This window comes from Moorena producens PAL-8-15-08-1 (genome assembly GCF_001767235.1).
Taxonomy (GTDB): Bacteria; Cyanobacteriota; Cyanobacteriia; order Cyanobacteriales; family Coleofasciculaceae; genus Moorena; species Moorena producens_A.
This window is the reverse complement of record NZ_CP017599.1, coordinates 2,696,120-2,710,836: the sequence shown is the minus strand read 5'-3', so window position 1 is coordinate 2,710,836 and position 14,717 is coordinate 2,696,120. Positions and strand designations below refer to the sequence as shown.

The window sequence follows — 14,717 nt, the reverse complement described above, 5'->3', positions numbered from 1 at the left end:
TTGCTTGCCAATTTACTGAAAACTAAATAACGATTACGTTTCGACGAACTAGTTCGTCTATTGCTGGCAGAACCTTCATTTTTCCTTCCTTGATGTCTAATCCGCACTTCTGGCATACCTGCTGAAGAATCTCATCACAAGTTGTTTCGCCATCGCAAAATGGTAAAATTGCCTCAAAAATTGATTCTTCATAGGGAATGTAGCCAATGACTTGAGGATTTATATGCTTAGAACCATTGGTAGACTTTTTGGTAGAAGTTAAAGAACTCCCTGTCAATCGTTTTGGTTGTTTCTGGAGCAGATTCGACAACCGTGCTGAAATTGACTCGGCAACAAAACAGTGGCGACAAGCTGCTGGAACAATACCACTGCGAACTTGTTGTCTGATCTGATTGCGAGCGTTAATGATTTCCTCAATACTATTGAGATCAATTTTTCCAAGAGCAAATTGCTCGGTATCCTTGATCTTGCAGCATCCTGTAGCAATTCCGTAACGATTCACATAGAGGGAACTATCTAATGAAGGACAGCTTCGGAAAACTCTGACCAAAAATTTATTTTTATCTGTGTGGTCACGTTTCGGGTATGGAGAAAGCTCACCAATTTCGTCGTAGAAGTGTTTGATCTTACTTCTATGATGCTGCGGAGATTGGATAATTTTCACATACTGAGACCAGACTAAAGTTGTGTCTATTTTAGAAAGAAACTGATTAGACATCGTCTGATCATAGATTTGAGTATAGCTATCCATAGAACTTAGTAGGTGAAACTGGATTCCCCCATCCATTTCTAGCTGATCGTACAATCGGGCGATGGCTGGCAACTGCTTCTTAGTTTGTTGAAGTACTGTTACAACAAATCCTACCGTTGGATTTTCCCTGCCAAGCTCATTGCGTGATTTTAGCAGAGCCTGAATTCCTTCAATAATGTTTTCTAATCTTCCACCGCGAATTTCTCTAAACTCTTGGGGATCTGGTGACTCGATCGAGACTCGAATGGCTTCAATGCCACAGTCCAGAATTTTCTGAATGCGTTGAGGAGAAAACATACTCCCATTGGTAATTATCGATACCTTTATTCCCCGATTCTGAGCCAGCTTAGCCATCTCAAAGAATTGGGGATGAAGGAGTGGTTCTCCTTCCCCTTGAAGTTCAATATGCTCTAGGTCAGGAAATTGGTCAAGGGTTTGGACAAAGGTTTCAAAAGAAAGATTGCTTTGAGTCATATGGCGACCACAGCAAAACTTACAGGTAAAGTTGCAATGAGTCGTTGGCTCTATTTGTAGAAATCGAACTGAATTTTCCAGATCTTGAAGATTGTTAGCTTCAAAGTCATGATTGACTAAATTTTTATACATTTTGTTGCCTGACTGACAAGGAATTTATTTGTTATTATTTTTTTTGGTAATATAGCGTTTCTAGGACTCATGAGGTACACATTATTTTTTACCTCTTTCCTCTTCCCTTCCCCTCCTGGGAGGGGTTAGGGGTGGGTTCCTCTTACCTGCTCCCTGCTCCCTGCTCCCTGCTCCCTAAAAACCAGAAATTTGTACCTCACAAGTCGTAGAATTGCTATAAACTACTTATGCCATTTTAAATAGCCAGTGTAATCTGGCTATTTAACTGGCTACCCTGGCTACACTACTAACGTATTGTCCGGCTTAATCTTGCTAACCACTAAATTAGCTAAACTATTAAGACTTACGAAAGTCTCAGCCCTGATATCAGAGTCAGCAAACTCAAACTTGAAGTGTTCCTCAATTAATGTAATTAGTTCCACAAGGGCGAGGGAATCAATTCCTAATCCATCTTCAAATAGGGGTGCATTATCATCAATATTTTCTAGTTTAAGGTTAACATATAGTTCTTGTACAATAAGTTTTTTGAGTTTATTGGCTACAGTTTCATACATGGTTTAATCCATAAATGTTCAATCCCGAGAGTTATGTACCTAAAATTAGATACACTACACCTATAACACACCAGATAGCTTCACGAGAACACCATCTTATCAAACCAATGTACATAGCTAATATTTTCACACATAAAAGCTTGTAAATATCGAAGCTTATCTAATAATTTACTTCCAAATTCATGAGGAATATTAACCAATTGTAATAACAGGTAAGCGATCAGACAGCTATATATTTGTATTTCAATACCATTAATATTTTTGGTTATTAATCTTTCGAGTTTCAGATGCATTTTCAAAAACTTCCAGAACAACTCTATTTGCCACCGCAAACGATAAAAATCTGCAATCTCTTCATTACTTCTTCCTGCTTCACCTGTTTCTGGTAGGTTAGTCACTAGTCTAAATTCAGTTTTAGTTTCGAGGTCACAAAAGTTTACTAATCTCACTTTTACTTGATCTTTACCTGTTCCAATTATGTACTGGCCATCCTCCAACATTTCTAGCTTAAAATTGTTATTAATTCTTAAGACAAAATAACGATTTTCTTTGGTTTTTAGATTTTGGATTCTAGCCAGACTCGAAAATCCTCTATCCATTACGCTGACTCCTTTATCTGGAGTTGATTCTATTGTGCTATCGCCATATTTACTATCGTGACCTTGACCAAAATGAATCATTATTCCTCCTGGTTCTGCTGTTAACAAATTTAAACCACTGAATAGTTTAACTTGATGAAAACCTTGACTCCATAACAGCTTACTAGTTAAGGTCACTATTGTTGAATCTATAGGAAATAATGCTAATTTATTTTTGCCTATTTTTTGGTTTTTATTCAGACTTTTTCTTAAGTCAATGAACAAATTATAAAACACCATTGGATTTCTAACTTTGCTCGCCTTAGAGAAAGTCGATATGTCTACGTCTATACCACGTACATTCAAACGCTTGAATAAACTCCTCATACTAGTTTGACTCTGTTCGCGTAGCGTGGCCTTTTGGCCAATCTAATACAAAGTCTAACCAGGTTGATACAAATAGGAAAGTATTGAGGACTGGATAATCATCAGTAGGTAGTTTTCCTAGGTATTTTTTGACGATTTGTGGAAAATTTGATATCATCGAATTAACATTATTATATTTTTATTTAGCCTCTATTTTATCAAATTAGAGGCTATTTGTCTAGGTTTTTAACTATCATTCAACATTTCTGGGTTTAATCTTGCTATAAATAAAATTTAAATTTACTGACACTACAATTAGGAACTTAATATTATTAGAGACATACTATTATAAAAATAATAACAACACTATAACATTTATCACATAGGTAAGGTACCTTTTGGATTTTAGCAAACAGGGAATAGGGAACAGTTAACAGTTACAAAATAGGTGTTTCTGATTCATATGATAACCGCTATAACAAAGTATCGGCGGTTTCTTTAATGATTTGTATGGCTTCTTGCTTTGTTGATACTAGCTCATAGCTGTAATTTGTTGTATTAACTATGCTGTAGTTAATTTTACGTTTTTCCCATAAATCGAAATACTTTGAATACACTTTAGGTAAATCGAGGCTGCCAAGAGTCGCCAATAGTTTATGCTTTAAATTATTGTCGAATTTCTTGCCAGTTAAAGGCTCTATATTATCCCGCAGTAACACTCGCTTTTTAATTTCAGAATAAGGAGCAACTAGAAAATAAGTATTTAGCTGTTCATGCATCCGCAATAAATGGATTAATGAAAAATCAAATTTACTGCCATTATTGATATCCCTTTTAAGGTTAAAAAAATGCTCCCTTAACAGACTATAGTGAACAATATAGTTTTGATTTTTTCCGTCGATACTAATTTCATTTAAATCTAAATATTCATCTTTAATTTGTATAATTTTTGAATATTTACAGATTTTTCTGGTAATCATTGATTTAATATAAGTAGACTTTCCTACACCGGGAACTCCCATGACAACTTGGACTGAATTTGGCATATTATTTATAGCAATTATTATTTGGGTGAAGTACAAAATCTTGGGTTTTAGGGAGCAGGGAGCAGGGAGCAGGGAGCAGGGAGCAGGGAGCAGGGAGCAGGGAGCAGGGAGCAGGTAAGAGGAACCCACCCCTAACCCCTCCCAGGAGGGGAAGGGAAGTGGGAAGAGGGAAAAAATCCTGTGTACCTCATAGCTATGAGAAACGCTATATTTTGTTTAACCTGATGTTTAAACTCGGTTGATTTCACTCTTAATCAATCCTTGCCCGTCAGCTATCAGTTATCAGCTATCAGCTTTTGAATAAAACAGGTAACCATTCGAATAATGCTGAGTTACGTCAAACTGTTCGCGCACGCGTGAGCTTTTAGCTCACGGCTGACCGCTGACGGCTGTTCGCGCAGCGTGCGCGTAGCGCATATGCTTACCCTTGCCCTGGTCATGCATACCAATAAGTTTGAGTCGATCAACCTTACCATTGGGCAGCTTCGGAAAAGAATTTACCAGAAAAATCTGATCCGGAATCCCATGCCTTGGCAAAATATCGAAACAAGCAGCTCGGATATCTGGTTCAGGAATATTGCTGTCTTTAGCAAGAACACAATAAGCCACAATTCCTTTACCTCGTTGACTTTCTCCTTGAGAGACCACCACCACAGAATCTATTCCTTCAATGGTTTCAATCCCTCTCTCCACATCCGCCAACAACACCAGAAGACCATTTCGGTTGACGCTATAGTCACATCTGCCAATGACTTCTAGGTGACCATCGGACCAAATTCGACCCAAGTCCTTGGTGCCAAACCAATCAGTCTGAGTCTGAATACCCTGGCTAATGGGTTTCCCCTCTTGATCAACATATCCTTCAAAACCATAGTCATGGTGACACCAGAGTTCGCTAACACCATCGGTGTTATCCTTTGCTAAAGTAATTTTTACTCCTGACATCGGTTTTCCTACGGTTTTAAGCCGCACCTCCTGAGGCTGATCCGGACTAGACGCTGCCATCGCACCCATTTCTGTACTACCGTACAAGCTCACCAACGAACCAAAACGGGATTCAAATCTGACAAATGTGTCTTCCCGGATGCGATCGCCTGCCACTACGGTAAGGTTGTATTTCCTAGAAGTCTTACGTCCCTTGAGCAATGTTTCACAAAACATCGGTGTCATGAAGGCAACATTGGGATTAAAGTCTCGTTCCCGCTGCATATACTTGAGCAAGTTGGAATTCTTCTGTAAGTCGATAGATGCTCCCGCCATCACACCTGGCAGAAACGCCGCCCCCAAACCATACATATGATAAATTGGTACCGGAATCGCTATGCGGTCATCCTGTTTAAGACCCAGTCGTTGCAAGCAGTTGAGTGCGTTTCTGAGTAGCTTATCATGGGAATGGACTGCTATTTTGGGTTTTCCTGTACTTCCCGATGTCCTTATATATAGTTTTCGACTAGGATTATTTTCCTGAATGGGATTTATCCCAATGCGATCGCATTCGGCAGTGGCCGAAGGGCCATCGCCAATCCAATCCTCGTTTTCAACAATATCCACAAACTGCTCAGGATATCTAAAATTAGGGGCTTTTGGCTTGTCGGTAAAGCTTCCAGTCCTAATCTTGTATCGGCAGAATCGTGGCAGAGATTGCTTAGAGCCAAGCACTTGGGGTGGGTTGACTTCCTGGGGTAACAGTAGAAAACGGTAACCTCTCTCCAGTAGATATAACAGGACTAGGGCACTGGATACAGTATTATCACATTCGAGGGCAAAGCAATCGGTAATGCTAATTCCCCGTTGGTCAAAATACTGCTGGAGAGCTTCAAAGACCTCTGGAAGTTCTTGGTAGGTACAAGTTAATTGCCCATCTGTCAGAACATTTTTCTGCGCCTTGGTAGAGCTTGGGAGTGACTCAAGCATAATCGCGCTTTTTTTTGGCTGCAATACATATCAGGATTACTTTAGCCAAAAAACTAGTTATCTTTTATAAAGAAACTGAATAAAACTAGTTATTTTTGATAAAGATTAAGTAAATTATATCCATCCTTGAGATAAAAATTATATCCATTACTGAGGGAAAAATTATGTAAGCCTTCAGCTATCAGCTAATGCGCTACGCGCACGCTACTTGAGGTGCTATCAGCTATCAGCTAATGCGCTACTTGAGGTGCTTTTGAATCAAACAAGTAAGCATTGGTTTAATCTCTGTTACATCAGCTGACGGTTCCATAGCGTGAGCTTTTAGCTGACGGCTGACGGCACCTCAAGTAGCGTGAGCTTTTAGCTCACGGCTGACGGCTGTTGGCGTAGCCTGCGCGTAGCGCATATGCTTACAAAATTATAATGTTCCGGCCTTGACCAGCTGCTCAACAGTCAGTTTTAGTTCTGGGAAAGTTGGTGATTCAATAGAATCACAGCCTGTAAAGGTTTTGCCTTCTTTATATTCATTATCAGCTAACTCGTATATCCAAACTGTAGGAATTTTAGGAGACCCAATGTATCGGGTTCCTCCCAAGGCTTTATAGTCAACAATCCAGTATTCTGGAATGCCAAATTTTTCGTATTCAGCCAGTTTGGTTAGATAGTCATCTTGCCAGTTTGTACTAACGACTTCCACGATTAACTTAGCTGATTTACCGATTGAGATACTTGATTTGTCTTGATGCAGTCGCTCATGGGGGGGACCCCCAAGACCGCGCTGCATCGCTTTTTCCCAGTATGGGTCTTCCGCAACAGTTTGTTGATCCAAAACAATGATATCTGGTAAATAGCCTTCTCCTTGTTGATAGGGTTTGACAAGACAAGTTCGAGGAATGAAGTAGGGTAGTGAAAGTCTCTCAATTTCAACATCTATCTTTCTGGCAATGAGAGCTGCTACTTGTTCGTGTAAACCGGTGGGACGCATAGCTACAATTCTACCCTGGCGAAGTTCATAGTTTCCTCCATCCTCTGGGTACTGTTCTAAGAATTCGTCAAAGGTTAATAGTTTGGATACTGCTTGAACCATAGTTAGAAATGGTTAATAATTACTATTGGGTTAGTATAGCTGTTTTCAATTGGGTGAGGTACTTTCGTACTAGGTTTTAGGGAGCAGGGAGCAGGGAGCAGGGAGCAGGGAGCAGGGAGCAGGGAGCAGGGAGCAGGGAGCAGGGAGCAGGGAGTAGGGAGCAGGGAGCAGGGAGCAGGGAGCAGGGAGCAGGGAAGTAACAAAAGCGAAGAGGTAAGAGGGAAAAAAATTTGTACCTCATAGTAATGAAAATTTTTGTAATATTTATCAAATATATCAGGTCTAAGTACATCAACAAATTGATAAATTCTATATCATAAGGATATCAAATCCATTTACAAAAATCCATTTACCATCGACTTTTATCTGGAATTGTTGCTAGCTAATAAAACTCTTGTTAGTTTATCTTTAACTCGATTTCCCTGAAAGCCAATATAACCCTGTCCCAAGGTAATCTGTTGAGACCAATGAGATTGATTGCACCAACGATAATAGGCAGGTAATGCAATAGTTTCTAAGAAATAACGCCACTTCTTCGTAGTACTTGAAGTGGTGATCGCTTTGGCACGAATTCGACCATTTTTAACCATAGCGCTACGTAAATGTGGCTCTTCTTTCAACCGCTTAAGGGCTGAAATTAACGCGCTAGGGGTAGCCACTTCCAGATAGTCTAGTGGGCTATAGCGTTCTACTTGATAAGCAACTTCAGATCCGAGAATAGCAGGAACCCCCGCTAGCCAAGCATTGTAGAGTTTGGTAGCTGGTTTGCTCAGGTAATTGCGGTGGAGGCAGGCTGTGTTGCCCTCAAAGCTACGCACAGCCACAATAGCATCAATCTGACTGTAGTCATGCCAGCGATTGTCTAGGTTACTATAGTCATGCCAACGATTGCGATTGATTACTGGTTGCCAAGATAACCCCAGTGCCTGGAGTTGTTGTTGCCAGGAGGGATGCTTTAACTCTATCGCTAGATTATTTTCATGACCAAAGAAGGCGATGGTTTTAAAGCGATCGCATCGTGCTGGATGGCGCTGAATTAACCCTGGCTGAGTCCAGTGGGGTAGGTAGTAACTATTGCGCAGATGCATTGTTTCCAGAGGATTTTGTACCACATGGAGTTGAGCATAGGGATAGGGTCTTTGTTCAGCTTTAATACAAATCAGCAATAACTTTGGTCCTGGCTTGAGCTGGTCATTGTGAGCTCGTAAACAATTGCGGTGGATCAGCACAATCCCCTCTCTGGGCAATTCTGCTACTAGTTCGCAAGGGAAACCATCGGCTTTCAGGCGCAGATAGGTTTGTAAGGTCCAGGCATAGATACCAATCCCAAAGCCTTTCCAGTTCTCATCGGCACTTTTGGGCATGGTGTCTGGCCATAAACCCTGAGGAATGTAGAAGTAAATTGGTGGTAATTTATCGGTCATGTGAGGTGCTTTTATTCTTGGTTTTAGGAAACAGGGAGCAGGGATTAGGGAGTCGGGAGTCGGGAGTCGGGAGTCGGGAGTCGGGAGTCGGGAGTCGGGAGTCGGGAGTCGGGAGTCGGGAGCGGTGCGACCCGTGGCGAATTTAATTCGCCTACGGAAAGCGCACCGAGGGAGTATAAAAAAATTTATTTTTGTACCTCATTAGACTAGTACAGGCTAGCAATAATGATTAGCCATTAGGGATTACCCTGACCCAAAAATCCAGGGACTATTTGATAAGTAATTAATGGAACTTGATCTCAACTTTGGCGTCAGGTATCAGCTATCAGCTATCAGCCCAAGGCCAATGACTGACGGCTGAATGCTGAACGCGCACGCGTGAGCCAAAAGCTCACGGCTGAATGCTTACACTTTGTCTTTATCTTGTGGCCAAAAAAAGCGCTATTTTACCATATCATCTTTTGGAAAAAATTACCCGTTTGGGTACTGCGAACCTAAGGATTTGTATGACACAATATGGCACAGCTAAGCAAAAGTGTAAGGATGGTGCCTCTATCGAGATATTGGGAAATTTTAAGACTTGATCCTGCTAGTGTTGGGTGTGGTTACAAAAAACTGTTACTACCGCTGGCATGGGAGTTTTTTCAACAGAAGTGTCTAGAATTAGATGCTCCAGAAACGCGATGTTCCGTTCGCGGCAGCGTCGGGCAAAGCCCTAGAGGTGCGCGCCTCCTAGGCCGGGGACCCCGGCCTTCGGTCGCACCTCAAGGTCACGCTACGGGAACGCATTTGTCGGTGGAGCAGCATCGGGACATTCAAACCTCCCTATACGCCTGGTTTCACCCTGAGGCGTCTGGGTCACCCATAAGTCGTGCTAGAGCAGGACTTTGTCTTCGTTGCTATGTCTCTTACCCAATCCTGAAAGCTTGCAAGAAACTCGCTAGTTTATATAGCGCTAGCCATCACTTCACCTATCGGGATTTGCTGCCATTTGTGCTTGATGATGATGGAAAAGTGCTAATCATCTTAGATCAGGATGGTATAACTCAACTTATCCTGAATGGCGATAGGGAAACCAAAAAAACCGATTACCAATTTTTTACCGTTGAAGTATTACGAAAATATAACCTAAATTCCCCATCCAAGTCTAGGTTAGATGATTGGGTCTACTATCAAACCAAACAACATCCCAAACTTAAAGAGTTTTTATCGGAGCGGGGACTTTGTTTTCTCAGTGACTGGGCGCTGCTCAATCGAGCTAGACCGACACAATTGGAACAACTCTTGCCACGCGATCGCAAAATCCTAGAAGCCTTTCATGCAGTCTACCGTAGGGACAGACGCCAACAGCCAACAAAAAAAGCTAGACGTTGTCCAGATCCCACCCAGTCTCAACTTGAAGAAATGAGACACCTCTTGCAGGAAAAATCGGTAATTGTCAACTCTCTAGCACAGCTGAGGGATGAACTCAAACATCTGGCCAGAGTGCTAAGGCGATATGACATATGGATTCGCAGCGGATTTCCGCCATCGGAATCCCTAGAGGTGTCGGATTCGGATACTGGACGCGACCGAGAGTTACCAGACCAAAATTTCACCAACACTTTAGATGCGATCGCACGACAAGAATTACAGCAATTCTGTGGTCAGCAACTCATAGCCTGTTTGGATTTGGGGATAGAGCAAGGGCTAACGGAGCACATTACCAAGCTACAGCACAGTCGAAGTTACGCCCGTTTTGCGTCCAAGGTTATATCAGGTCTTGAACTGATCTACTGTCATGGTAAATCTCAAGCCGAGATTGCCTCTATTTTAGGAATGACCAATCAGTCCCAAGTGAGCAGGGTGCTAAATCCAAAGGATCTGCTCAATCGGGTGCGGTTTTGGACAATAGACAAACTTTTCCACATTATCTCCCATGCAGCACATCAGTTTAATCTGGCAAATATGTCTAGGGATCCAGACTATTTCAGAAACCTGATGGAACACCTAGAAGCTTTCGTGGATGCTGAAGTCTTCCAAGAAGCAGCTGCAGAAATCATGACAGGGAAAAACCGTTCTACTAATAGCCTATATACCCAGCGACTATGCCGCTACCTTGAGACACTGAAGCAGGAAAATCATGACTAGTTATTCTGTTAATTCCACCGACCTGAGGCTTGTGCAACCAGAATGTATTTGGTTAGAATCCGAACAGTTTGAGCAAGCAGTACAAATGAGTAACCAAGTCATCTCAGAAGCACGCCAATGGCAAACCTATCTGAATGGACTAGCATTACTTAGTTTTACACAATGGTTAGAAGAAAAGTTAGCTAATATCTTGATTTCTGATAATTGTTGTTCTTTACGACAACCTAAATACGCTAATGTGATTGAAGCGGTATGTAATCTTATAGTAGGCGAATTTAAGCTTTGTTTAATTACCAATGAAAGTTTAATTGATGAAGTAGTAACTGTACCGATAGCCGCCATTGATTTACCAGAATTTGCGGCTCATTTCTATGTTGTAATTGAAGTGCAAGAAGAGCTAGAAACTGCTATTATTCGAGGCTTTATCCGTTACGACGAACTGGTTAATTATCGACAAGTTTTTAAGTTACATCCTGAAGTTGATTGGAACTATAGTTTACCTCTGTCATTGTTTAATCCTGAGCCAAATCACCTACTATTTTATTTACGTTACTTGGATTCCGCTGCCATTAAGCTACCAGTAACTTCCCCTACTTCAATTCCTATATCTGTTAATCAACTTGACTTGGAAACATTAGAAACATTATTAGATCGCCTACAATATCCTGAGCAAACTCTTTGGCAAACCTTAACCTGGGAGCAAGGGCTGAGTATACTCCAAAGTCCTGAGTTACTGGATTTATTATATCAATGGCAACTAACTCCACAGAGAACAACCTCCCTTTCTATTCGGATTACAGAAGTATTCACCATCCTAACTCAAAAGGCTATCAATACACAGCAATGGTTGGAGGGAAAATTAGACGAATTTGCCCAAGGTTTAGGATTTTTCATGCCTGAAACCCTGACTGCGAATTCATCGGTATTTCGGTCAATTGATAAATTCGATAATGTGATTAACGAGCTTAGATATCAAGGAATGGAGATTCCTCCCGAACCAGGTCGCTCCTATCAGGACATTGACTTAGGTGAAATTGCTTTACGACTATGTGCCGTAACCTGGCCGATTGACTCTCCACTTCCTCCCCCAAAATGGTCATTGCTACTAATTTTAGGAACCCAGTTTGGTACTGCTTTACCTGATGGATTTAAGCTACAAGTTAGCAATATAAGGTCTATTATACATGAGCCTGTATCAGGGCTTGATGATCCATTTTTGTTTGCCCGTGTGGAAGGAGGCTCAGATGAAAAATTTGTTGTGACCATTATCCCACCGGATAGCTCACCACAGACCTTATATCCTTATGCATTCGAGCCTAGTTAAACAGCATTTAAGTTATTGATTAAAAAGGAAACAGGGAAATTTAATGAAAATATCGGAGGATTATTTTGGGTAATGACTACTGTATTTGAACTTAAAATTTGGTATAAAAAAGATGATAAGTCTTGTTTCTTTTTGCTGCTATGGGATGACAGAAGAAGGCAGCTATCTGCCAGCATGAACTATTCCAAGGAAATACAAAGATATTATCAACGGTGGCGACAGCGCTACACTAGGTTTTACGAATTACCGTCAGTGAAACCTATAGGAGATAGTGGCAGAATTAATCCTGGTTCAGGTGACCCCTGTTATGATTTGATGGAGGCAGAAAGAGAGTTTGTCAATGCTTTCCAGCGTTGGTTAGGAGAAGGGGAGGTTCGTAAGATTCAACAGCGGATTCGAGACGAATTGACTCGTGTGGCTCAACTGATATCGAAAGATGGCAAGGGGATTGGTACTCACCCCAGTGTTGATATTTTCCTAGCTTGTGACTCTATAGAAATCGAACGGTTACCATGGGAAACTTGGGAGCTTGCTGCTGAAGGCACACCCGTTGGCAAGGTTCGCATTTTCAGAAGCGCTATGGATAACCCCTATGGCATTGCTGGTACTAACCCCCTGACAGCTTGCGGTGCGACCCCGCGCTTTTTCAAAGCCCTAGGGAACGCACACGGTAGAAAAACCCGTATTCTAGCTATCTTTGGAGATGATCCCAGACTACCGTTGCAGGAAGATTGGAAAGCTGTGCGATCGCTTAAATCTATTGCTGAGGTCGAGCGAGTAACCTGGCAACCTCATGAAAACCATGTCGATATCAAAACCAAAATTGCTAATGCCATCTGTGATCAACAAGGCTGGGATGTGCTGTTCTTTGCTGGACATAGCGATGAAACCACAACCACAGGAGGAAGACTTGCGATCGCTCCGAATATATCCCTGTCAATTAGTGAACTGGAAGAACAATTAACTCAAGCTAGGGAACATAGATTGCAGCTGGCAATTTTCAACTCCTGCAGTGGTCTGAGCATCGCTAACTCTCTGATTAAACTTGGGTTACAGGTAATAGTGATGCGGGAACCCATTCGCAATGATGTGGCTCAGAGTTTTCTCCAGCAGTTCTGTAAGCCCCTAGCTGACCATAGAGATGTTTACGATGCACTACTCGAAGCCTGTCAACATCTTCAATCCGTAGAAAAATTTGCCTATCCCTCTGCCTATCTGCTTCCCTCTTTATTTAATCCTCCCGGTTTAATTCCCTATCGCATTGAGCGGTTTGATTGGAAGAAAATGCTACAGCAGTGGTTACCGACAAGACCAGAAGCGATCGCATTGGGAACAGTTTTACTGCTGAGCGTCATCCCAGCTATTCAAGTCGAATTATTGTTCGACATCCGAGCGTTAGTACAAGCTGTCTATCGTAATTTGACGAATCAAGTACTAGAGAATACCTTAGCGCCTGTTTTGTTAGTTGCTATCGATCAGGAATCTCTAGATCAAGCTGATGAAGCAATAGAAAGCACACAAGGTAAGTTGATTGATTCCGAATACTTAGCCAAGTTGGTAAGACACCTATACGCCTTGAATGCTCAAGTAATCGGCATTTACTACAATCGGCATATCTACCAACCTAGATACGAAAAGCTAGATCAAGCGATTCGCTCTGCTGTGGAAAAGCATAACACTTGGTTTGTGCTAGCAGCAGATGAACAAGATAAAGTCGCTAGTCGCAAATGGAGTTTAGAAGGGTACATAGACTTTGATCCTTGGACTATTGAACAGCCTCTAAATCCCACCTGTATCGAGTCATGTCCGTTTGCTTATCAGCTAGCAGTAGCTTATCGGCTCAATCACCAGTCATCTGCAGATAGTTTACCCCAGCCAACATTAAACAGTACAGTAGATTTTCAGTCCCAAGTCAGTGATTATCTAAAGCAAAGAAAGACTGACAATAAAGGGCTGATTGCTTTCAATCAATCTGCTCCTCCCTTTGGACTAGCTTCTATTATAGACTTTTCTATTCCTCCTAGACAAGTCTACAAATCTATCACAGCTAAGGAACTTCTCAATTTTCCTGTGCCTAATCCAGAACTCCAACAGCATGTAATGCAGCAAGTTGTTATCATCACCAATGGTGAATACAATGACACCGAAGATGACTTTTACTTTCCGTCAGTTGTTGAATATTGGTGCCATTACTATCAACCTGTAAAACAGGATCTACAGAAGTGCCTCGAAGTATTAACTAGAGGAGAAGTATTTGCTTATATGGTTCACCATATAATCCGGCAGCATCGGGTAGTTTTGATTCCTGATCAGTGGCTAATTTTCCTAGCCGCATTCCTAGGAAAATCGACTACTATTATTTTGCACAAACAACCGGTAAAACAGCGACATCAACAGGTATTACTATTAGGTAGTATAACAGGACTATACGGATTAGTTGTCTTGCAGGTTTATATCTCAGCATTACTATTGATTCCTTGGTTTTTACCGTCAATACTAGTTTGGTTTTACTATAGTTTTGCTCTCCAAAAACCTTATTTAAGGTAGGAGGTGGTTTTGAATAATATCGATGACAAGACTAAGATAATCTGACCAATTACGAATACTAATAGCAAATGGCAAATGACTCAAACAGAAAAACGTCCAGGAGACAGACAAAAGAGACCATGGTGGAAGAAGCCCTTAGATAATTCGAATGTTCAAAACATCTTTAAAGAAACAGGTAATGAATTTGATAAATACGATAGATTGACATTAAAGTTACTCATGATTGTCATTATCCTTCTGAGTCTTTTTATACTCCCTTTTCTAACTCAGTTTCTAGATTTTCAATGAATGACACTAGTGCTGATGTAAGCATTCAGCTATCAGCTATCAGCTATCAGCTATCAGCTATCAGCTATCAGCTATCAGCTATCAGTTATCAGCTATCAACTA

The 14,717-nt window shown here is 41.3% G+C and carries 11 protein-coding genes and 1 pseudogene; 4 read left to right on the top strand and 8 right to left on the bottom strand.

Annotated features, from left to right (window positions below; all coding sequences use genetic code 11):
• Positions 1-22: 22 nt before the first annotated feature.
• From BJP34_RS10270 to BJP34_RS10240, 8 genes and pseudogenes are all read right to left on the bottom strand, one after another.
• Positions 23-1,357 carry a radical SAM protein gene (locus BJP34_RS10270; RefSeq protein WP_070392264.1) on the bottom strand — a complete coding sequence of 445 codons (1,335 nt, stop codon included), beginning with the start codon at positions 1,355-1,357 and terminating at the stop codon, positions 23-25.
• A gap of 278 nt (positions 1,358-1,635) precedes the next feature.
• The gene (locus BJP34_RS10265) at positions 1,636-1,911 is read right to left on the bottom strand and encodes an acyl carrier protein (RefSeq protein WP_070392263.1); all 276 of its coding nucleotides are present in this window, start codon (positions 1,909-1,911) and stop codon (positions 1,636-1,638) included.
• Between the two features lie 80 nt (positions 1,912-1,991).
• Positions 1,992-3,033: pseudogene (locus tag BJP34_RS10260) on the bottom strand (IS4 family transposase).
• A gap of 295 nt (positions 3,034-3,328) precedes the next feature.
• Positions 3,329-4,030, bottom strand: a complete 702-nt coding sequence (locus BJP34_RS10255) for a hypothetical protein (protein WP_158517120.1) — start codon at positions 4,028-4,030, stop codon at positions 3,329-3,331.
• Positions 4,031-4,270: 240 nt separating this feature from the next.
• Positions 4,271-5,815, bottom strand: a complete 1,545-nt coding sequence (locus BJP34_RS10250; protein ID WP_070392261.1) for a class I adenylate-forming enzyme family protein — start codon at positions 5,813-5,815, stop codon at positions 4,271-4,273.
• 418 nt (positions 5,816-6,233) lie between these two features.
• A complete protein-coding gene (locus tag BJP34_RS10245) occupies positions 6,234-6,902 on the bottom strand; it encodes a Uma2 family endonuclease (RefSeq protein WP_070392260.1) in 669 nt (222 codons plus the stop codon).
• Between the two features lie 2 nt (positions 6,903-6,904).
• Positions 6,905-7,105 (bottom strand): hypothetical protein, encoded by a 201-nt coding sequence (locus tag BJP34_RS39245; protein ID WP_149030892.1) that lies wholly within the window; start codon positions 7,103-7,105, stop codon positions 6,905-6,907.
• Between the two features lie 159 nt (positions 7,106-7,264).
• Positions 7,265-8,326, bottom strand: a complete 1,062-nt coding sequence (locus BJP34_RS10240; RefSeq protein WP_070392259.1) for a hypothetical protein — start codon at positions 8,324-8,326, stop codon at positions 7,265-7,267.
• Between the two features lie 5 nt (positions 8,327-8,331).
• Between BJP34_RS10240 and BJP34_RS36510 the strand changes: the two genes are divergently transcribed.
• From BJP34_RS36510 to BJP34_RS10225, 4 genes are all read left to right on the top strand, one after another.
• A complete protein-coding gene (locus tag BJP34_RS36510; protein WP_158517119.1) occupies positions 8,332-8,472 on the top strand; it encodes an AraC family transcriptional regulator in 141 nt (46 codons plus the stop codon).
• A gap of 370 nt (positions 8,473-8,842) precedes the next feature.
• Positions 8,843-10,456 carry a hypothetical protein gene (locus tag BJP34_RS10235; RefSeq protein ID WP_149030891.1) on the top strand — a complete coding sequence of 538 codons (1,614 nt, stop codon included), beginning with the start codon at positions 8,843-8,845 and terminating at the stop codon, positions 10,454-10,456.
• Positions 10,449-11,780, top strand: coding sequence for a DUF1822 family protein (locus BJP34_RS10230; protein WP_070392257.1), 1,332 nt, complete (start codon positions 10,449-10,451; stop codon positions 11,778-11,780). Before BJP34_RS10235 ends, BJP34_RS10230 begins: the two co-directional genes overlap by 8 nt.
• Positions 11,781-11,852: 72 nt before the next feature.
• Positions 11,853-14,327: a CHAT domain-containing protein gene (locus BJP34_RS10225; protein ID WP_070396596.1), complete on the top strand. Its 2,475-nt coding sequence runs from the start codon at positions 11,853-11,855 to the stop codon at positions 14,325-14,327.
• The last annotated feature ends 390 nt before the right edge of the window (positions 14,328-14,717 follow it).